This is a genomic window from Amycolatopsis sp. NPDC051372 (assembly GCF_040682095.1).
Lineage (GTDB): Bacteria > Actinomycetota > Actinomycetes > Mycobacteriales > Pseudonocardiaceae > Amycolatopsis.
On record NZ_JBFBAF010000015.1, the window covers coordinates 35,791 to 59,016 of the forward strand.

Annotated in this window: 17 protein-coding genes; 9 read left to right on the top strand and 8 right to left on the bottom strand. The window is 71.1% G+C overall.

Going from position 1 to position 23,226, the window contains the following annotated elements; all coding sequences use genetic code 11:
* Window positions 1–5: 5 nt before the first annotated feature.
* Window positions 6–1,844 (bottom strand): Hsp70 family protein, encoded by a 1,839-nt coding sequence (locus tag AB0M56_RS22880; RefSeq protein WP_364179346.1) that lies wholly within the window; start codon window positions 1,842–1,844, stop codon window positions 6–8.
* A 318-nt stretch (window positions 1,845–2,162) separates the two neighbouring features.
* Here AB0M56_RS22880 and AB0M56_RS22885 point away from each other — a divergent pair, with 318 nt between their 5' ends.
* Together AB0M56_RS22885 and def are read left to right on the top strand one after the other, a co-directional pair.
* On the top strand, window positions 2,163–6,839 hold the full coding sequence (locus tag AB0M56_RS22885) for an ATP-dependent helicase (protein WP_364179611.1): 4,677 nt from the start codon (window positions 2,163–2,165) through the stop codon (window positions 6,837–6,839).
* 147 nt (window positions 6,840–6,986) lie between these two features.
* Complete coding sequence (def, locus tag AB0M56_RS22890; protein WP_364179348.1) at window positions 6,987–7,487, top strand: peptide deformylase; 501 nt, start codon at window positions 6,987–6,989, stop codon at window positions 7,485–7,487.
* Window positions 7,488–8,008: 521 nt separating this feature from the next.
* On the opposite strand, the gene AB0M56_RS22895 is transcribed toward def, so the two are convergent.
* On the bottom strand, window positions 8,009–8,911 hold the full coding sequence (locus AB0M56_RS22895; RefSeq protein WP_364179350.1) for an IS5 family transposase: 903 nt from the start codon (window positions 8,909–8,911) through the stop codon (window positions 8,009–8,011).
* A 234-nt stretch (window positions 8,912–9,145) separates the two neighbouring features.
* Between AB0M56_RS22895 and AB0M56_RS22900 the strand changes: the two genes are divergently transcribed.
* Window positions 9,146–9,283 (top strand): hypothetical protein, encoded by a 138-nt coding sequence (locus AB0M56_RS22900; protein WP_364179352.1) that lies wholly within the window; start codon window positions 9,146–9,148, stop codon window positions 9,281–9,283.
* Between the two features lie 92 nt (window positions 9,284–9,375).
* On the opposite strand, the gene AB0M56_RS22905 is transcribed toward AB0M56_RS22900, so the two are convergent.
* Window positions 9,376–9,504, bottom strand: coding sequence for a hypothetical protein (locus tag AB0M56_RS22905; RefSeq protein ID WP_364179354.1), 129 nt, complete (start codon window positions 9,502–9,504; stop codon window positions 9,376–9,378).
* A gap of 32 nt (window positions 9,505–9,536) precedes the next feature.
* Here AB0M56_RS22905 and AB0M56_RS22910 point away from each other — a divergent pair, with 32 nt between their 5' ends.
* The 6 genes from AB0M56_RS22910 (at window position 9,537) to AB0M56_RS22935 (ending at window position 18,507) form a co-directional block, all read left to right on the top strand.
* A complete protein-coding gene (locus tag AB0M56_RS22910) occupies window positions 9,537–9,992 on the top strand; it encodes an amidohydrolase family protein (protein ID WP_364179356.1) in 456 nt (151 codons plus the stop codon).
* A gap of 171 nt (window positions 9,993–10,163) precedes the next feature.
* Entirely contained in the window at window positions 10,164–11,129 is a 966-nt protein-coding gene (locus AB0M56_RS22915; protein WP_364179358.1) for an ABC transporter ATP-binding protein, read from the top strand.
* On the top strand, window positions 11,126–12,508 hold the full coding sequence (locus tag AB0M56_RS22920; RefSeq protein WP_364179360.1) for an ABC transporter permease: 1,383 nt from the start codon (window positions 11,126–11,128) through the stop codon (window positions 12,506–12,508). Before AB0M56_RS22915 ends, AB0M56_RS22920 begins: the two co-directional genes overlap by 4 nt.
* 4 nt (window positions 12,509–12,512) lie before the next feature.
* Window positions 12,513–15,257: an alkaline phosphatase family protein gene (locus AB0M56_RS22925; RefSeq protein ID WP_364179362.1), complete on the top strand. Its 2,745-nt coding sequence runs from the start codon at window positions 12,513–12,515 to the stop codon at window positions 15,255–15,257.
* Window positions 15,258–15,393: 136 nt separating this feature from the next.
* The gene (locus tag AB0M56_RS22930) at window positions 15,394–16,749 is read left to right on the top strand and encodes a carboxylesterase family protein (RefSeq protein ID WP_364179363.1); all 1,356 of its coding nucleotides are present in this window, start codon (window positions 15,394–15,396) and stop codon (window positions 16,747–16,749) included.
* 57 nt (window positions 16,750–16,806) lie between these two features.
* A complete protein-coding gene (locus AB0M56_RS22935) occupies window positions 16,807–18,507 on the top strand; it encodes an FAD-dependent oxidoreductase (protein ID WP_364179364.1) in 1,701 nt (566 codons plus the stop codon).
* Between the two features lie 5 nt (window positions 18,508–18,512).
* Here AB0M56_RS22935 and AB0M56_RS22940 read toward each other — a convergent pair whose 3' ends face one another.
* The 5 genes from AB0M56_RS22940 to AB0M56_RS22960 are packed head-to-tail and all read right to left on the bottom strand — an operon-like array spanning window position 18,513 to window position 23,109.
* Window positions 18,513–19,376, bottom strand: coding sequence for an alpha/beta hydrolase (locus tag AB0M56_RS22940; RefSeq protein ID WP_364179366.1), 864 nt, complete (start codon window positions 19,374–19,376; stop codon window positions 18,513–18,515).
* A complete protein-coding gene (locus AB0M56_RS22945; protein WP_364179367.1) occupies window positions 19,373–20,704 on the bottom strand; it encodes an MFS transporter in 1,332 nt (443 codons plus the stop codon). The genes AB0M56_RS22940 and AB0M56_RS22945 overlap by 4 nt, the downstream gene beginning before the upstream one ends.
* A gap of 28 nt (window positions 20,705–20,732) precedes the next feature.
* On the bottom strand, window positions 20,733–21,428 hold the full coding sequence (locus AB0M56_RS22950; protein ID WP_364179369.1) for a GntR family transcriptional regulator: 696 nt from the start codon (window positions 21,426–21,428) through the stop codon (window positions 20,733–20,735).
* On the bottom strand, window positions 21,425–22,216 hold the full coding sequence (locus tag AB0M56_RS22955; protein ID WP_364179371.1) for an SDR family oxidoreductase: 792 nt from the start codon (window positions 22,214–22,216) through the stop codon (window positions 21,425–21,427). The genes AB0M56_RS22950 and AB0M56_RS22955 overlap by 4 nt, the downstream gene beginning before the upstream one ends.
* Window positions 22,213–23,109, bottom strand: coding sequence for an oxaloacetate decarboxylase (locus AB0M56_RS22960; RefSeq protein ID WP_364179373.1), 897 nt, complete (start codon window positions 23,107–23,109; stop codon window positions 22,213–22,215). The genes AB0M56_RS22955 and AB0M56_RS22960 overlap by 4 nt, the downstream gene beginning before the upstream one ends.
* Between the last annotated feature and the right edge of the window lie 117 nt (window positions 23,110–23,226).

The window sequence follows — 23,226 nt, forward strand, 5'->3', positions numbered from 1 at the left end:
CCCGCTCACTCGCCGGGCTGCACGCTCTGCTCGAAGTAGTCCGCCAGCGTCCCCGGGGTCGGCGCAGCGCCCTGACCTGCGGAATTGACCTGGTAGATGAACCCGACGAGCGGCCGGTCGGACACGGTGAACACCAGCACCGCCGCGTTCTGCCCGGCCGCCGACGAGTAGTGGCCCTCCAGCCCGTTGCCCTTCCACGCGGCCTCGACGCGGTCGCCGCCGGCGGAGGCGAGCAGCCCGTCCGTGTACTGCTTCAGCACGGCGGCCGACGTGCCTTGCACGTACGTCACCTGTGAGCCGGCGCGGCCCGGCGCCGCGCACGTCGAGGTGGCGCCGAGGCTCTGCGCGGGCGCGGCGGGGCCGTTGCCCATGCCCGGACGGCAGCCGCCGGTGTCGGCGATCTTCCCCGCGAGCTGGCGCAGGCACCCGGTCAGGCCCTGGGCGTCGGCCTGCCCGGGCGTGCGGCACTGGCCCGCGGTGTAGGTCTGCGCCGAAGAAGACGACGTCAGGAACACCGTCAGCCCCGCCGCGAGAACCACGACCACCGCCGCCGCGACACCGATCCACAGCTTCGCGCGGCTCTTCTTCTTCGCCGGGTCGGCTGCGGTGGCCGGCGAGTACGTCGGGAAGTTCGACGGCGCCGGCCCCGCCGGGAATGACGGCCGCGCGTACCCGGCCGGAGGCTGCTGCGGTGGCGGCGGATACCCACCCGGCACATACGCGGGCGCACCCGCCGCGACCTGGCCTTCCACGTTCTGCGTCCGCATCGACAGCCCGTCGCGCGCCACGTGCTGCGCGCCCAGCGCCACGGCCGTCTCCGGCTGGTCGAGGCTCGCGGGTACGACGCCGAGCTTCTCCGCGATCATCGAGCCGACCAGCGGCAGCCGGCTCGACCCGCCGACCAGGTAGATGCCCGCGAGACGATCCGGCGTCAGCCCGGCCGTCCGCAGCGTGCGCGCGAGCAGCTCCACGCTGCGCAGCATCGCCGGGCGCACCAGGCCTTCGAGTTCTCCGCGCGTGACCAGCACGTCCTTGAACGGCTCCGGCATCGGCACCTCGGTCTGCGGGTGCCGCGACAGCGCCTCCTTGGCGTCCTTCACGTCCTCCTGCAACGCGCGCCGCGTGCGTCGGTCCGCCGTGGACTCCGGCCGCAGAAGGCGTTGCCAGCGCTGGGGATCCGAGTGGAAGACCTCGCGCCCGACGTGCACCATCAGCGCCTGGTCGACGTCGAGGCCGCCGAGGTCGGGCAGGCCGTCCTCGGCGAGCACGACGTAGCCGTTCTGCGTCGCGCCGACCACGGCGACGTCGAACGTGCCGGCGCCCAGGTCGTACACCGCGAGCGCCTGCCCGGGCGCGAGCCCCTTGCCCGGGAACGACGCGAAGTGCGCGGCCGCGGCGACGGGTTCGGGCACCAGGACCACGCTCGCACCGATGCCCGCGAGCCGGGCCGAGGACAGCAGGACGTTGCGGCGCACCGGCCCCCACTGCGCGGGGTGCGTGAGGCGGACCTCGTCGGGCTGCTCGCCGCCGAGCTGGCGCGTGGTCTCGTCGAGCACGCGGTGCAGGATCGCGGCGAGCGCTTCGTTGACGGGCACGACGTCGGTGCCCAGCAGCAGCGTCTGCTCGTCGATGCGGCGTTTCGGGTTGGGCTCGAAGCGGGTGGGGTCCAGGCGCGCGCGGCGTTCGGCGTCGCGGCCCACCATGATCGGGCCGTCCTCGCCGGCGAAGATCGCCGAAGGCATGTTGGCCGAGCCGTCCACCTCGACGACCCGCGGCGGCCTGCCATGTGCGGAAAGCACGGCGACCGTATTCGACGTCCCCAGGTCCACCGACAGGATCCGCACTTCCACTCCCTGTGTTTTTTTCTGCCCCGGCTCCACCGGGGCGTGCGAGATCGCCTTTGAGCCGGCTTCGGGATTGTACGGTCGGATCGGCCCGGGGGCCGATCGCACCGCACAATCCCGAAGCCGGCGCGATCTCGCTGGTGGGTCGCCTGGAGAGGACGACCGGGCGGAGGGGTTGGTGCGGGAGGTCATGGACGTGACGCAGTGCACGTCCGGGTCGCCCGGTCGGGTGGTCGGCGACGCCGTGACCTGGGCGTTCGCCGCGAGGGGGCCGTTGGCGACGGCGGGAATCGGAAACTGTCGGGGGTGCCGCGCATCATGGAGGACGTGGCAGCAGACGTCCTCGACCTCTTCTCCCCCGCGACCCGCACGTGGTTCGAGGGGGCGTTCGCCGCGCCGACCGCGGCGCAGGAAGGGGCCTGGCGGGCCGCGCACGCCGGGCAGCACGCCCTGGTGGTGGCGCCCACCGGGTCCGGCAAGACGCTGTCCGCGTTCCTGTGGGCACTCGACCGGCTGTCGGTGGAACCACCGCCGGCGGAGCCGCGCAAGCGCTGCCGGATCCTCTACGTCTCGCCGCTGAAGGCGCTGGCGGTCGACGTGCAGCGCAACCTGCGGGCGCCGCTCGCCGGGATCTCGCAGGCATCGCGGCGGCTGGGGCTGCCGGTGCCGGAGATCGAGGTCGGCATGCGCACCGGCGACACCACGGCGGCCGAGCGCCGGTCGTTCGGCAAGACGCCGCCCGACGTGCTGGTGACCACGCCGGAGTCGCTGTTCCTCATCCTCACGTCGTCGGCGCGGGAGTCGCTGGCGGGCGTGGAGACGGTGATCGTCGACGAGGTCCACGCCGTGGCGGGCGGCAAACGGGGCGCGCACCTGGCGGTGTCGCTGGAGCGGCTCGACGCGCTGCTGCCGAAGCCCGCGCAGCGGATCGGGTTGTCGGCCACCGTACGGCCGGTCGACGAGGTGAGCTCCTTCCTCGCCGGCGGGCGGCCGGTCAAGGTGGTGCAGCCGAAGCTCGCGAAGACCATCGAGGTCCGCGTCGAGGTGCCGGTGGAGGACATGGCGAACCTCGACGGGCCGGCGCCGTCGCCGATGGAGCGGCTGGAGAACTTCACGTCGTTGTCGCAGCTGCCTTCCGAGGGCGGCATCGGCACGCAGGAGGAGATCGCGGGCGCCGAGGTGAAGCGGCCGTCGATCTGGCCCGCGGTCGAGGAACGGGTGCTGGAGCTGATCCAGGCGCACCGGTCGACGATCGTGTTCGCCAACTCGCGGCGGCTCACCGAACGGCTCACGGCGCGGCTCAACGAGCTGGCGGCCGAGCAGACGGAGCTGCGGGCCGGCGACGACTTCCCCGCCGAGGCGATCGGGCAGTCCGGGCTCACCACCGGTGCGGCGCCGACGATCGCGAGGGCGCACCACGGGTCGATGTCGCGGGAGCAGCGCACCCACGTGGAAGAGGAGCTCAAGTCCGGGCGGCTGCCGTGCGTGGTGGCGACGTCGTCGCTGGAGCTGGGCATCGACATGGGCGCGGTCGACCTCGTGGTGCAGATCGAGGCGCCGCCCACGGTCGCGTCGGGGCTGCAGCGGGTCGGGCGCGCCGGGCACCAGGTGGGGGCCGTGTCGTCCGGCGTGATGTTCCCGAAGTTCCGCGGCGACCTCGTGTCGTGCGCGGTGGTCGCGGAGCGGATGGCAGCGGGGGCGATCGAGGCCGTGCGGTACCCGCGCAACCCGCTCGACGTGCTTGCGCAGCACGTGGTGGCGATGGTGGCGCTCGAGTCGTGGACGGTGCCGGAGATCGCGGCGCTGGTGCGGCGGGCGGCGCCGTTCTCCGCGTTGCCCGACGACGCGTTGCACGCGGTGCTCGACATGCTGGCCGGGCGGTACCCGAGCGAGGAGTTCGGCGAGCTGCGGGCGCGGATCACGTGGGACCGCGTGACCGGTGAGCTGCACGGGCGGCCGGGTTCGCAGCGGCTGGCGGTCACGTCGGGCGGCACGATCCCCGATCGAGGGCTGTTCACGGTGATGACGCCGGGGGCCGACGACAAACCCGGCTCGCGCGTCGGCGAGTTCGACGAGGAGATGGTGTACGAGTCGCGCGTCGGCGACACCATCCTGCTGGGCACGTCGTCGTGGCGGATCACGGACATCACCCACGACCGCGTGATCGTGGTGCCGGCGCCGGGCGAGCCCGCCCGGATGCCGTTCTGGAAGGGCGACGCGGCGGGGCGGCCGCTGGAGCTCGGGCGGGCACTGGGCGCGTTCGTGCGGGAGCTGTCCACTTCGGACAGCGTGGCGGCGCGCGACCGGGCCGCGGCGGCGGGGCTCGACCAACGGGCGTGCGACAACCTGCTGGCGTACCTGGAAGAGCAGAAATCGGCGACGCGGCACGTGCCGAACGACCGGACGATCCTGCTGGAGCGCTACCGCGACGAGCTGGGCGACTGGCGGATCGTGGTGCACTCTCCGTTCGGGGCGCAGGTCAACGCACCGTGGGCGCTGGCGATCGCCGCGCGGCTGCGGGAGAACCGGGGTGTCGACGCGCAGGTGGCGCATTCCGACGACGGCATCGTGCTGCGGCTGCCCGACGCGCTCGACGCCGAGGGCGGCGAGGTCACCATCGGCGCCGACGACGTGCTGCTGGACCCGGAGGAGGTCGAGCAGCTGATCGTGGCGGAAGTCGGCGGGTCGGCGGTGTTCGCCGCGCGGTTCCGCGAGTGCGCGGCCCGCTCGCTGCTGCTGCCGCGGCGCGATCCGCGGCGGCGGACCCCGTTGTGGCAGCAGCGGCAGCGAGCGTCCCAGCTGCTGTCGGTGGCGGCGAAGTACGAGCGGTTCCCCGTGGTGCTGGAGGCGATGCGGGAGGTTCTGCAGGACGTCTACGACGTGGGCGGGCTGCGAGAGCTGATGGCCGACGTCCGGGCGCGGCGGGTGCGGCTGGTCGAGGTGGAGACGCCGGCGGCGTCGCCGTTCGCGCGGAGCCTGCTGTTCGGTTACGTCGGGATGTTCCTGTACGAGACCGACGCGCCGCTGGCCGAGCGGCGCGCGGCCGCGTTGTCGCTGGATTCGGGGCTGCTGGCCGAACTGCTCGGCACGGAGGCGATCCGGGAGCTGCTGGATCCGGACGCCGTGCGCGAGGTGGAGCGGTCGCTGCAGCGGCTGGATCCCGAGCGGCACGCGCGTTCGGCCGAGGACGCGGCCGACCTGTTGCGATTCCTGGGTGATCTGTCCACTGTGGAGGCTCTGGAACGAGGGATCCAGCCCGAGTGGCTGGAGGAACTGGAAGCCGCGCGGCGGGCGATCCGGGTGCGGATCGCCGGCGAGGAACGCTATCTGGCGATCGAGGACGCCGGGCGGGTGCGCGACGCGCTCGGGGTCGCGCTGCCTGTGGGGGTGCCCGAGGCGTTCACGGAACCGGTGGAGGATCCGCTGGGCGATCTGCTCGGGCGGTACGCGCGGATTCGCGCACCGTTCCCGGCTTCGGCGGCGGCCGCGCGGTTCGGGCTCGGCTCGGCCGTGGTCACGGGTGTGCTGGAGCGGATGACCGGGCAGGGGCGGCTGGTCCGGGGTGAGCTGAGCCCGATCGGGCACCCGGACACCCACGGCGTGGGGCTCGAATACTGCGACGCGGCGGTGCTGCGGCGGCTGCGTCGGGCGTCGCTGGCGAAGCTGCGGGCGGAGGTCGAGCCCGTGGAGCCCGCGGCGCTGGGCCGGTTCCTGCCGTCGTGGCACGGGATCGGCGCGCGGGTGCGCTCGGCGCCGACGGCTGACGACGTGCTGTCGGTGGTCGAGCAGCTGGCCGGCGCGCCGTTGCCGGCGAGTGCCGTGGAGTCGCTGATCCTGCCGAGCCGGCTGCCGGGCTACTCCCCCGCGCTGCTCGACGAGCTCACCACGGCCGGCGAGGTCACGTGGGCGGGCTGCGGCGCGCTGTCCGGCGGGGACGGGTGGCTGGCGCTCGCCCCGACGGACGTGGCCGACCTGCTGCTGCCGGAGGTCGAGGAGAACGCGCCGTCGAGCCCGGTCCACGAGGCTCTTCTGTCCACTTTGGAGGGTGGCGCACTGTTCTTCCGGCAGCTGGTGGACCGGGTTTCGCCACAGCTGGAGTCGCCGCCGAACGACGGCGACATCGCAGGCGCGCTGTGGGACCTCGTGTGGGCCGGGCTGGTCACGGGCGACACGCTGGCGCCGCTGCGCGCGCAGGTCGCGGGCCACGGCGCCCACAAACCGCGGCGGCAGGCTCCGCGCGGCCGGTATGCGCGGCTGCGGGCGGGGCGCCCGGCGATGCCGTCGCGCACGGGACCGCCGACGGTCGCGGGCCGCTGGGCTCTCACGCCGGCGCGGGAGACCGATCCGACGCGCCGGGCCCACGCGCGCACCGAGGCGTTCCTCGAACGGCACGGCGTGCTCACGCGCGGTGCGCTCGACACCGAACGGGTTACGGGCGGGTTTTCGGGGATCTACAAGGTGTTGCGCGGCATGGAGGACTCGGGCCAGGTCGTGCGCGGCTACGTGGTGGAGGGCCTCGGCGCGGCGCAGTTCGCGGCGAAGGGTGCGGTCGATCGGCTGCGCGCCGTGTCGGGTCCCGCGCCCGGTGCGGACGGCTGGTCCGGCTCCCCGGCTCGGGCCGGTAGCGACCGCGCGGTGGTGCTGGCCGCCGCCGACCCCGCCCAGCCCTACGGTGCGGCCCTGCCCTGGCCGGCCGCCACAGGCGACACGAAACACCGCCCGGCGCGCAAGGCGGGCGCCCTCGCGGTCCTCGTCGACGGCGTCCCCGTCCTCTACGTCGAACGCGGCGGCCGCTCGCTACTGAGCTTCACCGAGGACCGCGCCCCCCTCCAAGCCGCGGCGGCGGGCCTCTCCACTGCCGTCCGCGAGGGCTGGCTGGGCCAGCTGGCCGTCCAACGCGCCGACGGCGAACAAGCCCTCACCTCGGAACTCGCCGACATCCTCCGGGAGGCCGGCTTCCGGGCGACGCCGAAGGGGCTGCGGTTACGCGCCTGAGTATTCGAGTGTCCAAGTATTCGAGTACGTGAGCGCCTGAGTTTCTGAGTGGCTGAGTGACGGGCATCGGGCGAGGTCGGCACGGCCGTGGACCCGGTGGTCATTACACTTCGTCCGGATACCCGGCGGGAAGAAGGACGTTCGATCATGGCGATGCGCGCTCTGCGCTACTTCGGGGACCCGGTGCTCAAGACGGTCTGCGATCCCGTGACGACTTTCGACAAGAAGGTCGAGGCGCTGGTCACGGATCTCATGGACTCGGTGAAACCGGACGGGCGCGCGGGGCTGGCGGCGCCGCAGATCGGGGTGGGGCTGAGGGTGTTCAGTTACGACGTGGGTGGCCTGACGGGCTACGTCATCAACCCCGAGATCGTCTCGTTGTCGGAGGAGACGCACGACATCGACGAGGGCTGCCTGTCGGTGCCGGAGCTGTGGTTTCCGACCGTGCGGGCCAAGCACGCGGTGGTGCGGGGCGTCGACCTGCGCAACGAGCCGATCGAGGTCGAGGGGGTCGACGTGCTGGCGCAGTGCCTGCAGCACGAGACCGACCACCTGGACGGCATGCTCTACCTGGACCGCCTGACGCCCGAGCGCAAGAAGCAGGCGCTCAAGCAGGCGCGGGGCAAGGACTGGTTCTGGAACCGCTGAGCACCATCGGCGAAGTGCATTCATGTTTGCGGAAACGTTTCACGAACGGAAACACCGGGATTTGTTCACACTCTTGAATATCGCAAGCGATGGGAGCACCCGCGACGGCCGCGCCGCGGGGCCGGGATGTGGCCGACGCGGCGAACAGTGACTGGCTCCAGACCACGAAATACCTGCTCAGCGCGTTGCCGAGGTCAGCCGATCAAGCCGGAAAAGGCCGCGCGCTGCCGGTCAGCTTCCAGAGCCAGGCCCGGATGAACGGCGTGTTCGGGATCGCGGAAAACCGAGCGTCGCGGAAATGGCGGAATTCGCCGCACAAATGCCGTGACACGGGGTGCCGTGGGGCGTTGCGGACCAGGGGTGCCGCGACGCCGTTCACGGAGCTCGCGGAAAGGCACAGGCTCACGGTGCAGGATCAGCGCGCGCTCACCGTTCTCGAGAAGAACCCCACGACATTCGACACAACCCCGCCCGGTGCGACAGTACGGCGCGTCGACGGGGCTTACGCGCTAGCGCCTGTTTCAATGGCGTAGCCACTCGTTGATCGCAGCGACGTGGACTGTTGCCTCGTAGCGAACCGCGAGTTTGTCGAACCGTGTGGCCAGGCTTCGGTTGCGTTTGAGGCGGTTGATCCCGCACTCGACCGCGTGCCGCTGCTTGTAGATGTCGGGGTCGAACGCTGGCGGTCGGCCACCTGCGCGCCCACGGTTGCGACGATGTTGGATCTGGTCGGCGGGCTGGGGAATCGTGCAGACGATTCCGCGCTGCCGGAGATGGGCCCGGTTGGCGCGGGAACTGTAGGCCTTGTCGGCCAGCACTCGATCCGGTCGGGTCCGGGCTCGCCCGCCGCCAGTGCGGGCGACCCGGATCCCGGCCAGCACCGTCTCGAACTGCGGCGAGTCACCGCGCTGCCCAGCTGTCACCAGCAATGACAGCGGTTTTTGACCTTGTTCGGTGGCCAGGTGCAGCTTGGTGGTCCATCCACCCCGCGACCGGCCTAACGCGTGATCGGCCGGTTCGGGCTCTCCGATGCCGCCCGGAGGCTCCTTCTGCAGTTCGCTGTGGGTGCGTGCGCCCGCTGCGTGCTGATGCGCTCGGTTGATCGTGGAATCCACGCTCACGTCCCAGGTGATCAGTCCGGCAGCGTCGGCCCGGGTTTGGAGTGCTGCGAGGATCACCGCCCAGACACCGGCTCGCTGCCAGCGCCGGAACAGGCCGTAGATCGTCTGCCAGCAACCGTAATCGGGTGGAACGTCGCGCCAGGGCGAGCCGACACGGACTCGCCAGCGGATGCCGTTCAGGAGTTGACGCTTGGTCCATTTCGGTGGGCGGCCTGGCTTCTGGCCGACGGGCAGCAACGGTTCCAGGATTGCCCACTGCGCGTCGGTCAGGTCGGCTCGCCCCGTCGCCGCTACGCTGGCCACGAGGTCTCCGGTGTTCTTGATCAGCTTGGTCGTTGATCGATCTACCGGAGACCTCGTCTATTTGATCTACGACACGCCGTGCTGGCGACCCCGTTCGGAAGCTTCGCTGGTCAGCGCATTGAAACAGGCGCTAGACGTTCCTCGACGTTCCGTCGCGGCCACGGGTGCGCCGGCCGACAGTGTGCGCGATCTGCTCAGCGCGGCAATGCTCGATCTGCCCGCGGCGTCACGCTGGTGGCCGCCCGAATCCTGCACGACGCGTTCGACGGCGGCGCGCGGGGCGGACTGCCGGCGATCGACCCGACCAACGAGCAGCTCGCGCGGACGCTCGGCTTCCGCACCGTGGACACCTGGACCACCGCCGACGCCTGATCACGCGGAGAAGCGGGGTCAGCCGAAGAACGCCGAACCCGCTTCTCCCGCCCGGCACCCTCCCCGGCACCAATCCGGATCCCCCGCCGCCATCAGTGCTCGACCGCCTTCTGCGCCAATGCGGCGCATCGCGTCGTCGACGAAGGAGCCGTCCAGACGGCGGTCGCGCGCGTGATCAGGCCGCGCGCGTCGAGCTCCAGACCGGTGACGCCGTGGGGCACGGGACCGCAACCCGCTGCCGCAGGACGCCCGCGTGTACGCCGGCCACGAGTGGCTGCTCGGCCCGGCCTGGGCATTCGGCCAGCAGAAGGCGGCGCACGCGCTGCGCCTGGCCGCGTCGGGGTTGTTCGACCGCCACGCCGGGGTGAACATCATTCTCGGTCACCTCGGCGAAGGACTTCCTTACTCCCTTTGGCTGATCGACCACCACAACAAATGGAGCAATGCCGCGCTCCCCTATCCTGCCAAACGGCCGATCACCGAATACTTCACCGAGCACTTCTACGTGACGACGTCCGGCAATTTCCGCACCCAGTCGTTGCTCGCCGCGGTGTCGGAACTGAGCGCCGATCGCGTGCTCTTCTCCACCGACTGGCGGTTCGAAAACGTCGACCACGCGGCCGGCTGGTTCGACTCCGCACCCCTGAACGAACCCGACCGTCGCAAGATCGGCAGGGACAACGCGCTGGCCCTGTTCCGACTCCCCTGATGCAAGGCGACAGTTAACTCAAGGCAAGATCACGATTTAACTCGGACAATCCACGAGTGCGACTTGTTTCGTCCGAGCCCCGTTCCCCGATCGTTCACCCGGCACCGGCTCGAGATTAATTTACCGTCCCTAAGTTCCTGACGCACGTTTCACGACGAAAGCAAAGGGACCATGGACACACCTCTGGCAGTCCGGGCTCGGGGAATCACCAAAAGTTTCGGCGAAGTCGTCGCGCTCGACGAAATCGATCTCGACGTCGCCCAGGGGCAGATCCACGGAGTGGCCGGGCCGAACGGCGCGGGCAAAACCACACTGCTGGGTCTGCTGCTGGGCCTCGCCGTCGCGGACGAGGGCCGCCTGGAGATCCTCGACTCGCCCGTCGGGCGGACGCTGGACGCTCCCGGCGGCGTCGCCGGGTTCGTCGACGGCCCCGGCCTCTACCCCTCGCTCACCGCGCGGAAGAACCTTGCCGCCCTGGCCGCCCTGCGCGGCGGCGACACCCGCACCGCCGGCATCGACGACGCGCTCGCCCAGGTCGGGCTCACCGACGTCGCCGACGACCGCGTGCGCGGCTTCTCCCTCGGCATGCGCCAGCGGCTCGGCCTCGCCGCCGCCCTGCTCACCCACCCGCGCCTGCTCGTGCTCGACGAGCCCGCCAACGGCCTCGACCCCGCCGGCAAGAAACACGTGCACGGGGTCCTCACGCGGCTCGCGGCCGAAGGCGCCACCGTCGTGCTGTCCAGCCACCGCATGGACGACCTCGAAGCGCTGTGCTCGGAGGTCACGATCATCGCGACCGGCCGCGTCGTCTTCACCGGTCCGCTGGGCAAGCTCTCGTCGGAGAATCAGGAGCTCGACTACCGGCTCGTGACCTCCGATCGCGAGGCCGCGCGGAAGCTCGCGGCCGAAACCCCCGGCATCCGGCTCGGCGACGAGTCCGGAAAGGACAGTGGCCTGCTCGTGGTGCGCGCGCTCGTGCCCGCGCTCGACGACCTCGTGGTGCGCCTGGTCCACGCGGGCGTGGCTCTCCGCGAACTCGCGCCCGTGGTGTCGCCGCTTGAGGCCGCGTTCCTCGCCCTCACCGAATCCGAAGAGGCGTCCGAAACCGCGTCTCAGCAGCAGGAGTCCGCCCGATGACCGCGACCCTCACCGAACCCGGCACGCCGGGTACACCGGAAACCCCGACCGCACGCGAGGCACCTGCCTCCGTGGCCCGCGGCTACCGCTTCGAGCTGGTCAAACTCGTCTCCCAGTGGCGAGTCCGCCTGCTGGTGCTCGCCTGCTGGATCGCCCCGGCGCTGTTCGTCGCCGCGGTGAGCCAGCAGAGCGACCTGCCGGTGGACACCGTCTTCGGCCGCTGGATGAACGCCACCGGCTGGGCCGGTTCGCTCGTGATGCTCGGGTTCGCCGGCAGCTACGCGCTCCCGCTGCTCACGTCGGTGGTCGCCGGCGACGTGTTCGCGTCCGAGGACCGGCTCGGCACCTGGCGGCACCTGCTGGTGGCCGTCCGGTCGTACCGGCGGATCTTCGTGGCCAAGGTGCTGGCCAGTCTCACCGTGATCTTCGTGCTCGTGGCCGGCCTGGCCGTGTCCAGCGCCGTCGGCGGTGTCCTCGGCGCCGGCAACCGGCAGCTCGTCGGACTCGACGGGCACCTGCTCTCCCCCGGCGCCGCCGCCGGTCACGTGCTGCTCGCGTGGGTTTGCGCGCTCGCCCCGACGCTCGCGTTGGCCGCGGTCGGGCTGCTCGGGTCCGTCGCGCTGGGCCGGTCGCCGATGGGCCTGCTGCTGCCCGCCGTCGTCGCGCTCGGGATGGCGGTGGCCCAGCTGCTGCCGCTGCCCGTGGCCGTGCGCCTCGCGCTGCCGACGTACTCGTTCATCGCGTGGGAAGGGCTGTTCACCAGTCCCGCGCAAGCCGGACCGCTGCTCGTCAGCATCCTCGTCTGTCTCGTGTGGACAGTCGTGGCGACCGCGCTGGCCTACTTCCTGTTCCTGCGACGCGATTTCACCAACCTGAGCTACGACGGCTCGGCCCGCCGCACCATCACCGCCGGCGCGCTGCCGCTGGTCGGGCTGATCGTGGTCGCCTTCGCGGTGATCGCCGTGGCCACGCCGTCGCTCGGCTCCGGCGTGACGCAGGACAAGGTGCAGCAGTCGCTTTCGACCACGTTCGCGCATCTCTACCGCCTGCAGACCGACGAACTGCACCGCCCCGCCGTGACGGAAGCCCAGCTGGGCGTCACGTCCGAGTGCCAGAAGGGCGGCGGCCTCGTCGCCCAGGAAGGACCGGGCAACGACTGGCGGTGCGTCGTCTCGTGGCATCTCCCCGGCGTCGAAGCGACTGGTCAGGCCATCTACCAGCTCGACGTCACCTCAGACGGGCGGTTCGTCGCCGACGGCGACGGGCCGAAGGAAGTGAACGGCTACTTCCAGGTGCGGACCCCGACCGGGGACCAACCCAACCCGCTGTGGCAGTTCGACGCCAGCGTCGAACTGCTGTCCAACACCCCGAAGGGATGACCCCATGCAGGTAACACGCCGCCGCAGGCGTGCAGGGAGAGCCAGGTCCAGCACCGGCAGATCGCGTCAGATCCGCCTGGTCACCGCCGGAACCGCCACACTCGCCCTGGTCGTGACGGGCTCCGGCATCGGCACCGCGTCGACGCAGGAGTTCGGCCAGCAGCATGTCGGCCAGAACACCAAGGACGGGCTGGTCGTCTCGAGCGACCAGTACCTCGACCCGATCGGCGACCGGCTGGTCGTGAACGACGGCAAGATCATGGCGTCGAAGATCAGCCCGGACGGCACGCACCTCGCCGCGCTGACCACCGACGGCGACGCCGCGCTGACGATCGTGGACCTCAAGAGCTACAAGGTCCAGCAGCTGATCGGCACCTCGGCGAAGGTGAACCTCAAGATCGCCGGCAGCGACGTCGGCCAGGAAGGTCCGTCGTACTCTCCCGACGGCAAGTTCCTGTGGCTCGCCCAGACCGACGGCTACACCAAGTTCTCGGTGAACGCCGACGGCTCGCTCGCCAACCCCGTGTCCGTCAAGATCCCCGCCGACGGACCCAAGCACGCCCTGGTCGCCCAGGCGGTGTTCTCGCCCGACGGCGCCGTCGTGTACGCCGCCGTGAACGGCCAGAACCGCGTGGTCGCCATCAACGCGTCGACCGGCGCCGTCCAGCAGAGCTGGAACACCGGCATCGCGCCGCGCGACCTCGTGCTCGTGGGCTCGAAGCTCTACGTCAGCAACGAGGGCGGCCGGATGCCGCTCCCCGGTGAGACGACGATCAACTCGTACAACACCCAGGTGCCGGCCGACCCGTTCACGGGTGCCTCCACCACCGGCACGGTTTCAGTGATCAACACCGCGAAGCCGGCCGCCGCCGTGGCGACCATCAACGTCGGGCTCCACCCGACCGCGGTGTACGCCAGCAACGGCACGGTGTTCGTCGCGAACACGTCGAGCAACAACGTGTCCGTGATCGATTCGGGCAAGGACAAGGTCACCCAGACCATCGCGACCCAGCCGTGGCCCGAGGCCACGGTCGGGTACGAGCCCGACGGCATCACGCTCACCAAGGACGGGCACCTGCTGGTGACGCTCGGCCGCGCCAACGCGATCGCCGTCTACAAGTACGCCAGCCCGAAGGAGCCGGCCAGCTACATCGGCCTGCTGCCCACGGACTACTTCCCGACCGCGATCGCCACAGTGGGCAAGGACATCGTCGTGTCCAACACCCGCGGCATCGACGCCCAGCGCCCGACCACGGCCGCCGGGCACGGCACGCACGACACGACGTCCAGCGTGCAGCGCTTCCAGCTGCCCGACGACCGGACGATCAAGTCGTACACGCCGAAGGTGTTCAAGCAGAACGGCTGGACGAACAACGCTGTCCAGGTGGCGAACGGCAAGAACAAGAAGCCGGTTCCCGTGCCGGCTCGCCTCGGCGACCCGTCGCCGATCAAGCACGTGTTCCTGCTCGTCAAGGAGAACCGGACCTACGACCAGGTCTTCGGTGACATCCCGCAGGGCAACGGCGACGCGGCGCTGGCGCAGTTCGGCGAGAACGTGACGCCGAACCAGCACGCGCTGGCGCAGCAGTTCGGGTTGTACGACAACACGTACGACATCGGCACGAACTCCGCCGAGGGCCACAACTGGCTCATGCAGGCCGACGACCCGGAGTACACCGAGTCCTCGGCCGGTGAGTACCTGCGCAGCTACGACACCGAGGACGACGTGCTGGGCCACCAGGCCTCCGGCACGCTGTGGTCGGGTGCCGAGGCGGCGGGCAACACCGTGCGCGATTTCGGCGAGTTCCAGCAGTTCCTGACCAAGCCTTCGGGCGCGTCTTGGCAGAACCTGTACTGCGACAGCAAGAACATGGCCGCGACGGGTGAGCCCAGCGCCTACCCGCTCGTGTCGTCGTCGCCGATCCCGTCGCTCAACGACGTGTCGGTGCACGGCTTCCCGAAGTTCGACACCAGCGTGCCGGACGTCTACCGGGAGCAGATCTGGCAGCAGGACTTCGAGAAGAACGGCCCCGCGAACCTGAACATGTTCTGGCTTTCCAGTGACCACACCGGTGGTCCCGCGAACGCCGCCGCCCAGGTCGCGGACAACGACCTCGCCGTGGGCAAGATCGTCGACACGATCTCGCACAGCCAGTACTGGAAGGACTCCGCGATCTTCGTGGTCGAGGACGACTCCCAGGCCGGCCTGGACCACGTCGACGGGCACCGGGCGCCGATCCAGATCATCAGCCCGTACGCCCAGCACGGTGTCGTGGACAGCACGTACTACTCGCAGATCACGATGGTTCGCACGATCGAGCAGATCCTCGGGATCCAGCCGATGAACCAGAAGGACAGCGCGGCCACCCCGATGGCGAGTGCGTTCACGAGCAAGCCGAACCTCACGCCGTTCAACGCGGTGGCGAACCGCACGTCGCTCACGGGCGGCCTCGCGACGCAGCCGTCGTGCGGTCCGGACGTGGTGGCTCCGCAGTTCGCGTCCGTTCAGCCCGACACCGCGGTGCCGGCGGACAAGCAGCAGGTCGCTTCGCAGTGGTCGGCGTGGCAGAAGAACCAGCGCCTCACCGGTCCGAACGCGACGGCGGACTACGCGAACCCCGCGCAGATGAACCACTTCACGTGGTACCAGACGCACGGGTTCAAGACCCCGTACCCCGGTGAGAACAAGGTCTTCTCGCCGGATCAGGTGCCGGGTGCGTACATCCCGTCGGCCGAGTCGGACGGCTGAGTCACTGATTGAGTCATGACACGGGCCCCTGGCCGGCATCACCGCCGGCCGGGGGTTCGTGCGTTCGGGACAGAAATCGCCGGCGATTCGGGCAGCCGCGCCCCGGTGCGGGCCCGGCGCTGGTAACGATGGAGGGATGACCGATCCCATCGTCACCACCCCGTACGGCCGGGTGCGGGGCAGCGTGCGCGAAGGCGTCACGCGGTTCCTCGGCATCCCTTACGCGGCCGCGCCGTTCGGCGAGGCACGGTTCCGGGCGCCGCGCCCGCCCCAGGCGTGGGACGGCGTGCGTGACGCGCACGAGTTCGGGCCGACCGCGCCTTCGGTTCCGTTGCCGGGTTCGTTCCTGGCGGAGCCGGTGGTCGAGGGGCCGGCCTGCCTCAACCTCAACGTGTGGACGCCCGACCCGGACGCGGCCGGACTGCCGGTGCTGGTGTGGCTGCACGGCGGCTCGAACGTCACCGGTTCGTCGGCGATGCCGATCTACGACGGAGCGGCGTTGGCGCGGCGAGGGGTCGTGTTCGTGTCGGTGAACTTCCGGCTCGGCGCGGAAGGCTTCGCGCTGCTGCCGGACGCGGTCGCGAACCGCGCGCTGCTCGACCAGGTCGCGGCGCTGGAGTGGGTGCGCTCCGGCATCGCGGCGTTCGGCGGGGATCCGGACGCGGTGACGTTGTTCGGCACGTCGGCGGGCGCGGGCGCGACGCTGGCGCACGTGGCGATGGATCGCGGCCTGTTCCGGCGGGCGATCGTGCAGAGCGCCGGCGCGCGGGCCGCGCTTTCCGCGTCCGACGCGCTTCTGGTCACCGGCGAGATCGCGCGCGCGGCCGGCGTGGAGCCGACGGCGGCGGGGTTCGCGCGCGTCGCGCCGGAGAAGCTCGCCGCGCTGTCGACGGCGGCCGTCACGGACCTCACGGCCGATCTCGACTCCGCCCGCTGGGGTGCGACGACCGTGGCCGCCGCGCAGCCGTTCCTGCCGGTGGTGGACGGGGAGGTACTGACCGAACCGCCGTTCGACGTGGTCGTGCGCGGCGGCGGGGTGGATCTGTTGATCGGCACCAACGCCGACGAGCTGCTGGCGCTGGCCGGCGCGTCGCTTCCGGACGGTGTCTCGCACTCGGACGTGACGGAATTGCTGGGACGGCTGGGTCTTGCGGTCGAAGCCGCTCCCGAAGGGACGACGCCGGTCGAGCTTTACGCCGACGTGCTGACCGACGCCCTGTTCCGCCGTCCGGTCACGGAGATCGCCCGGGCACGGCCGGCATTCGTGTACGAGTTCGCGTGGCCCTCGCCGTTGCCCGGTGTGGGCGCTGCGCACGGGCTGGAGCTGGGGTTCGTGTTCGGCAACCTCGGGTTGTCCGATCTCGAAGGGCCGACGCCGCCGCGTGCGCTGGCGGATCGGGTACAGGCGGCGTGGGTGGCTTTCGCCACGACCGGCGACCCGGGGTGGCCGCGGCACCGCGAGGACGGCGGGGTGTTCGTGTTCCGGGCCTGACGGCCTCTGAAAAACCACGCGTTCGCGCGGGTGTGGATCGCCGTTACTGTCGGGTGCATGTCCGGCGCCGTGCTTCTCGCCGTCGACGAGAACGCGGATGCGCTGCGTGACGTCGAACGGGAACTGCGCGAGCGCTACGCGCGCCACTACCGCATCGTGAGCCTGCCCTCGGCGCAGGAAGCGTTGGTGCTGCTCGAAGAACTCGCCGCGGATGGTGAAGACGTCGCGCTCGTCCTTGCCGGTCAATGGCTTTCCGGCACGACCGGTGGCGAATTGCTGGCCCAGGCGCGCCGGCTGCACCCGCACGCGAAGCGCGGGCTGCTGATCGCCTGGGGCGAATGGGGCGACCGGGCCACGGGTGAGGCGATCTTCGACGCGATCGCGCGCGGGCACATCGACCACTACGTGCTGCGGCCGCTCGCCGCGCCGGACGAGGTGTTCCATCACGCGATCTCGAACCTGCTGCTCGAATGGACCGAGCTGCGGCGCACGTCGCCCTACACGATCCACGTGGTCGGCGACACCTGGTCCGGACGCGCCTACCGGCTGCGGGAGGTCCTCGGGCGGTGCGCGATCCCGCACTCGTTCTCCCTGGCGGACTCGAGCGAAGGACGCGCCCGCATCGCCCAGGCCGGGCCGGGCGAGCTCCCGATCGTCGTCTTCCCCGACGGCACGGTCCTGCGCAACCCCACCGACGCCGACATCGCCGTGGCCTCGGGCGCGCCGGTCAACCCGGACCGCATGGAGTTCGACCTCGTGATCATCGGGGCGGGCCCGTCCGGGCTTTCGGCGGCCATGTACGGCGCGTCGGAAGGATTCGGCACGCTGGTCGTCGACGAAGGCGGGCTCGGGGGCCAGGCGACGTCCAGTTCGCTGATCCGCAACTACCTCGGTTTCCCCCGGGGCGTCAGCGGCCGCCGGCTGGCGCAGCAGGCGTACGACCAGTCGTGGGTGTTCGGGGCGAAGTTCGTGTTCATGCAGCGGGCAGCCGAGCTGCGGCGCGAAGACGAGCTCTCGATCACGCTGTCCAACGGCACGCAGGTGCGGTCCCGCGCGGTGCTGCTCGCGCTGGGTGCCACCTACCACCGGCTGGGCGTGCCGGCCCTCGAGGCGTTGAACGGGGCCGGCGTCTACTACGGCGGTCCGGCTTCGGAGGCGCCCGGTGTCGCCGACCGCGAGGTCTACGTCGTCGGCGGCGGGAACTCGGCCGGCCAGGCCGCGCTGTACCTGGCGCGGTATGCCAGGCAGGTCACGCTCCTAATCCGCGGCCGGTCGCTGGGCGCGGGCATGTCGCACTACCTCGCCCGGGAAATCGAGGCCACGCCCCGGCTCAGCGTCCTCCTCGCCACCGAGGTCGTCGACGGCGGCGGCACCGGGTGGCTGGAGCACCTCGTGCTTCGCGACCGGCTGACCGGCCGCTCGGCCACCGCCCCCGCCGACGCCCTCTTCGTCATGATCGGCGCGCACCCCCACACCGCGTGGCTGCCCCCGGAGGTCGAGCGCGACGACCGCGGCTTCATCGTGACGGGCCCGGACCTGGCCGGCCCGTGGCCGCTCGAGCGCGCCCCGCTGCCCCTCGAAACGAGCCTGCCGGGCGTGTTCGCGGCGGGAGACGTGCGGCACGGCTCCGTGAAGCGGGTGGCGTCGGCGGTGGGTGAGGGTTCGGTGGCGATCCAGTTGCTGCATCGGATGTTCGCGGCTGAAGAGTTGCAACCGAGGGGACGACCGCAGGAACCCGTGGAGCCGGTCGGGCGGTGAACCGTCTACTGTGGAGTGTTCCGCGCGGTGAACTCGCGGAACAACCGCACCAGCTCTCGCGGCTGCTCCTCCGGCACCCAGTGCCCGGCTTCGGCCACGACAGCGCCGGTGACGTCGTCGGCCAGCCGGGAGACCGACGCCTCGACCTCGGCGCCCCGGCCCCAGCCGCCCGCGCCACCGACGGCGAGCACCGGCACGGCGATCCGCTGTTCGGCGGCGCGCGCGGCGTTGTCGCGGGCGTCCTGGTCGATCGCGCGGTAGTACTCGAACCCCGCGCTCAACGCCCCGGGCTGCGTGTAGGTACGCAGGTATTCGGCGCGGTCGGCGGGGGTGATCACGTCGGCGCGGTGGCCGTAGTGGTCGTAGAACCAGCCGAGGTAGAGGTCTTCCCGCCCGGCGATCAGCGCTTCGGGCAAGCCGGGCGTCCGGTGGAACTCGTGGTGCCAGCGGCGGCCGCCCTGGTTGATGCCGGGACTGCCGTCGCCGGGGATCGCGACGTCGACGATGGTCAGGGTGCGCACGGGGCCGGGGAACTGCGCGGCGAGGGCGTAGGCCACGAGCCCGCCCCAGTCGTGCCCCATCACGTGGAACCGGTCGGCCCGCAGCTCTTCCCGCATCAAGCGGTCGATGTCCGACGCGACCGTGCGCGTGTCGTACCCGCCCTCGGGCCGCGAGGAGTCGCCGAGCCCGCGCAGGTCGGGGGCGACGATCGTGAAGTCGCCGGCGAGCAGGGGCAGCACGTGGCGCCAGCAGAACCACGTTTGGGGCCAGCCGTGCAGGAGCACCACTGGTTCCCCGTGCCCGGCCGTGACGTAGTGCAGGCGCACGTCGCCCAGGTCGGCGTGGTGGTGGGTGAGGCCGGTGGTCATGCGCCTTCCCCCTCGTCGGCCAGCCGGTAGGTCTCCGGTGCCAGCCGCAGCGCCACGAGCGTGACGACGGCCGTCAGCGCCACGAACACCGAGATCGCGACCGTGGTGCCCAGGGATTGCAGCAGGGACAAGGAAAGCAGGGGCACGAGCCCGCCGAGCGCACCGGTGACCTGGTAGGCGATCGACGCGCCGGTGTAGCGCACCCGAGAGGGGAACAGCTCGGACAGGAACGCGCCCTGGGCCCCGTAGAGCACGCTCCAGGCGACGATGCCGGCGGCGAACGAGAGCACCACCGGTACCGCGGAACCCGTGTCCAGCAAGGGAAAGAACGCGAACGCCCAGCCGGCCATGAGCACCGCGGACACCGCGTAGAGCGGTCGGCGGCCCACGCGGTCGGACAGCGCGCCGGAGCCGAGGATCACCGGCACGGTGAGCGCCGCGCCGATCACGGTGCCGTAGAGACCGTAGGAGCTGGGGATCTTCTTCAGGCTCACGTACGCAAGCCCGACGGTGGTGAAGACGTAGTAGCCGCCGAAGGACACCACAGTCACGCCGATCGCGAGCAGCAAACGTGCCCAGTGGCGGCGCAGGACCTCGGCCACGGGTGACTTCGCGGTGCCCTGGCGCACCTGCATCTGCTGGAACACCGGGGATTCCTCGACGGTGCGACGCAACACGACACCGATCACGATGAGCACGAAACTGAGCAGGAACGGGATCCGCCAGGCCCAGCTCGCGAAGCGGTCGCTGCCGGCGAGGGCGACGGTGCCGAGCACGACGCCGTTGGACAGCAACAAGCCCAGCGGTGAACCGAGCTGCGCGAAGCTCGTCGCCCAGCCGCGGCGGCCTTTCGCCGTGTGCTCCCCGATCAGCAGCACGGCGCCGCCCCACTCGCCGCCGACCGCCGCGCCCTGCAGCACGCGCAAGACCACCAGCAGTAGCGGCGCCCAGTACCCGATGGCCGCGTACGGCGGCAGGACACCGATCGCGACCGTGGCGCCGCCCATGATCACGAGCGTGAGCATCAACGTGCGTTTGCGGCCGATGCGGTCACCGAGGTGGCCGAACAACGCGGCCCCGAGCGGGCGGGCGAGGAAGCCGACGGCGAACGTCGAGAGCGCGAGCAGCGTCCCGACACCGGGCGCGGCGGCTGGGAAGAATTGCCGGTTGAAGACCAGCGCGGCGACCGTGCCGTAGACGATGAAGTCGTAGAACTCCAGCGTGGTGCCGATCATGCTGGCGGCGACGACCTTGCCCGGGGCCGAGCCGGGCGGTTCGTCCTCGGCGGGTCTCTGCGGCGTGGGGGCCGTGGAGGATTCGGGGTTCATGGTCGGTCTCCTCGTCGAGTACCGGGATCTAGTGGGGGGTGGAATCGGAGTAGCCGGTGGTGCCGCGGGCGGGGTCGCGCATCGAGGCGAGCAGCTGGGCCGCGGAGTGGGCCATGATCTCGTCGAACGTGGCCTGGATCCGGGCGGGTTCGCGCGAGCGGATGGCGTCGACGAACACCAGGTGGTCCTCCGCAGCCATCAGCGGAAGGACCAGCGATTCGCCCATGCCGGCGTGGACCGAGAGCATCTGGGTCACGAGGTGCTCCCACGCCTGGGCGAGCGTGTTGTTGCCGGACAGCTTGCACAGCAGCCGGTGGAACTCGAGGTCGAGGCGGATGCGGTCGAGGAACGTGCCGGTGCGGGCGCGGTGCATCTCGTCGACGTGCCGCTCGAGCTGGTCGGCGTAGTCGTCCCACAACGGTGAGCGCGCGATCGCCACGGCCGCGCGCCCTTCCAGCGCGGCGCGCACGTCGTAGATCTCGGTGATGTCGGCGGGGCTGAGCCGGCGCACGAACGTGCCGGTGCGCGGCCGCTGCACCACCAGACCCTGGTCGTGCAGCTCGCGCAGCGCCTCGCGGACGGTGCCGCGGCTGACCTGGAACCGTTCGCTGAGCGCGTTTTCGACCAGCGCGCTGCCCGCGCCCAGCTCGCCGGAGGCGATTTCGGCGCGGAGGCTGTCCACGAGCTGCTGACGCAGCGTCCGCCGTTCGAGGAGCCCGCTCATCGGGTGTTCCCGTGGTAGGCGCTGTTCGTGTTGACGCTGTAACTCTTCTCCGCCGACCAGCCGCCGTCGACGGGCAGCACGGCTCCGGTGATGAAGCCGCTTTCCGGGCTGGACAGGAAAGCCACGGCGTCGGCGACGTCCCGGGCCGTGCCGCCCGCGCCGAGTGGCACGACGGCGGTGAGCGAGTCGACGAAGTCCTTGTCGTGGTAGTAGCTCTCGGTCATCGGCGTGCGGATCGTGCCCGGCGCGACCACGTTCACGCGGATGCGGAAGCGACCCAGATCCGTGGAAAGGTTGCGGGACAGGCCGATGACGCCGTGTTTGCTCGCGGAGTAGGCCGGGCGGTTGCTGATGCCCGTGAGGCCGGCGACCGAGGCGATGTTCACGATGGCGCGGGGTGTTCCGTCCTTTTCGGACACCGCGCGGCGGGCGAACTCACGGCAGGTGAGGAAGGTGCCGGTGAGGTTGGTCGCGAGCACGTCGTCCCACTCGGCCAGCGTGATGTCGAGGATGTTGACGATTTCGCGGACGCCGCCGCTGTTCACGAGCGTGGCCACGGTGCCGAGCTCACGTTCGGCCTCGGCGAAGGCGGCGGCGACGGAACCTTCGTCGCGCAGGTCGCAGTGCAGGCCGAGGTGGCGCTGCCCCGGGCCGCGGGGCAGCTCGGCGGCGGCCGCGGCGGCGTCACCGCGGTCGAGGAGCACGACGTCGTCTCCGCGCGCGGAGAGGCGGGCGCCGATCTCGCGGCCGAAGCCGCCGGCTCCGCCGGTGACGAGGGTGACGGTCATTTCGCCTCGCTCTCGAACTCGGCGATGCCGAGCACGCGTTCGTATTCGGCCAGCGGCATCAGGGTGTCGAGGACGCCGCGAGTGGACCCCTCGTCGCGGATCGCCCGCAGGACCGTGCGGGCGGCCTGCGCGTACGCGAGCGTGGTGGACAGGCACATGATCGCGATCTTGTAACCCAGCTCGCCGAGCTCGGCCGTGTCCCGCAGCGTCCAGGGCCAGACCTCGAACGCGTCGAACAGCAGCGGGACGCCGGGCAGCAGCTTCGGCAGCCGGCGCACCTGGTCCTCGGACCGGACATCCTCCACCATCACCAGGTCGGCGCCCTCCTCGGCGAACGCCTCTGCCCGCCTGAGGGCTTCGGCCTCGTCGCCGAGGGCGAGCGCGTCGGTGCGGGCGATGATGAGGAAGTCGGGGTCGGTGCGGGCCTTCAAGGCCGCGCGCAGCCTCGCGATGGCGTCGTCGAAGGGGACGATCCGGACCCCCTCCATCGCACCGCAGCGCTTGGGCAGGTCCTGGTCCTCGAGGTGGATGCCGGCGACGCCGGCCGCCTCGAATTCGCGCACCGTACGCGCGACGGCGTGCCTGTCGCCGTACCCGGCATCGGCGTCGGCGAGAACCGGGAGCGCGATCGAACCCGTCACCCAGCGTGCCCGCTCGGTCATCTCGTGCCGGTCGGCGAGCCCGACGTCCGGCCGTCCGAGCAAGCCCGCGGAGGCCGCGTTGCCGGACAGGTAAACGGCCTCGAACCCCTCGTCCTGCGCGATCCGCGCCGCGAGCGCGTCATGACACCCGGGGGCCACCACACATCCGGGCCGCGCGAGGAGCTCTCGCATCCGCGCTCGGACGGCGCGGACTTCGTGATCACTGCTGGTCACCATGGGGCTCACTGTCATTGCTCGATGGTGAGGCAGTCAACTGTCGGTTGTCGGACGATGGACATCGGCAGGGCGGTGACCGCGGAGGTGGTCAGTGGCGGCCGGTTTCACGCGTCGCCGCGGTTCCCAAGCTCT

Excerpts from the sequence above, each read along its gene's own strand:
- AB0M56_RS22885 (WP_364179611.1), top strand. The coding sequence starts at position 2,163 with ATGGAGGACGTGGCAGCAGACGTCCTCGACCTCTTCTCCCCCGCGACC.
- def (WP_364179348.1), top strand. The coding sequence starts at position 6,987 with ATGGCGATGCGCGCTCTGCGCTACTTCGGGGACCCGGTGCTCAAGACG.
- AB0M56_RS22915 (WP_364179358.1), top strand. The coding sequence starts at position 10,164 with ATGGACACACCTCTGGCAGTCCGGGCTCGGGGAATCACCAAAAGTTTC.
- AB0M56_RS22920 (WP_364179360.1), top strand. The coding sequence starts at position 11,126 with ATGACCGCGACCCTCACCGAACCCGGCACGCCGGGTACACCGGAAACC.
- AB0M56_RS22925 (WP_364179362.1), top strand. The coding sequence starts at position 12,513 with ATGCAGGTAACACGCCGCCGCAGGCGTGCAGGGAGAGCCAGGTCCAGC.
- AB0M56_RS22930 (WP_364179363.1), top strand. The coding sequence starts at position 15,394 with ATGACCGATCCCATCGTCACCACCCCGTACGGCCGGGTGCGGGGCAGC.
- AB0M56_RS22935 (WP_364179364.1), top strand. The coding sequence starts at position 16,807 with ATGTCCGGCGCCGTGCTTCTCGCCGTCGACGAGAACGCGGATGCGCTG.
- AB0M56_RS22940 (WP_364179366.1), bottom strand. The coding sequence starts at position 19,376 with ATGACCACCGGCCTCACCCACCACCACGCCGACCTGGGCGACGTGCGC.
- AB0M56_RS22945 (WP_364179367.1), bottom strand. The coding sequence starts at position 20,704 with ATGAACCCCGAATCCTCCACGGCCCCCACGCCGCAGAGACCCGCCGAG.
- AB0M56_RS22950 (WP_364179369.1), bottom strand. The coding sequence starts at position 21,428 with ATGAGCGGGCTCCTCGAACGGCGGACGCTGCGTCAGCAGCTCGTGGAC.
- AB0M56_RS22955 (WP_364179371.1), bottom strand. The coding sequence starts at position 22,216 with ATGACCGTCACCCTCGTCACCGGCGGAGCCGGCGGCTTCGGCCGCGAG.
- AB0M56_RS22960 (WP_364179373.1), bottom strand. The coding sequence starts at position 23,109 with ATGACAGTGAGCCCCATGGTGACCAGCAGTGATCACGAAGTCCGCGCC.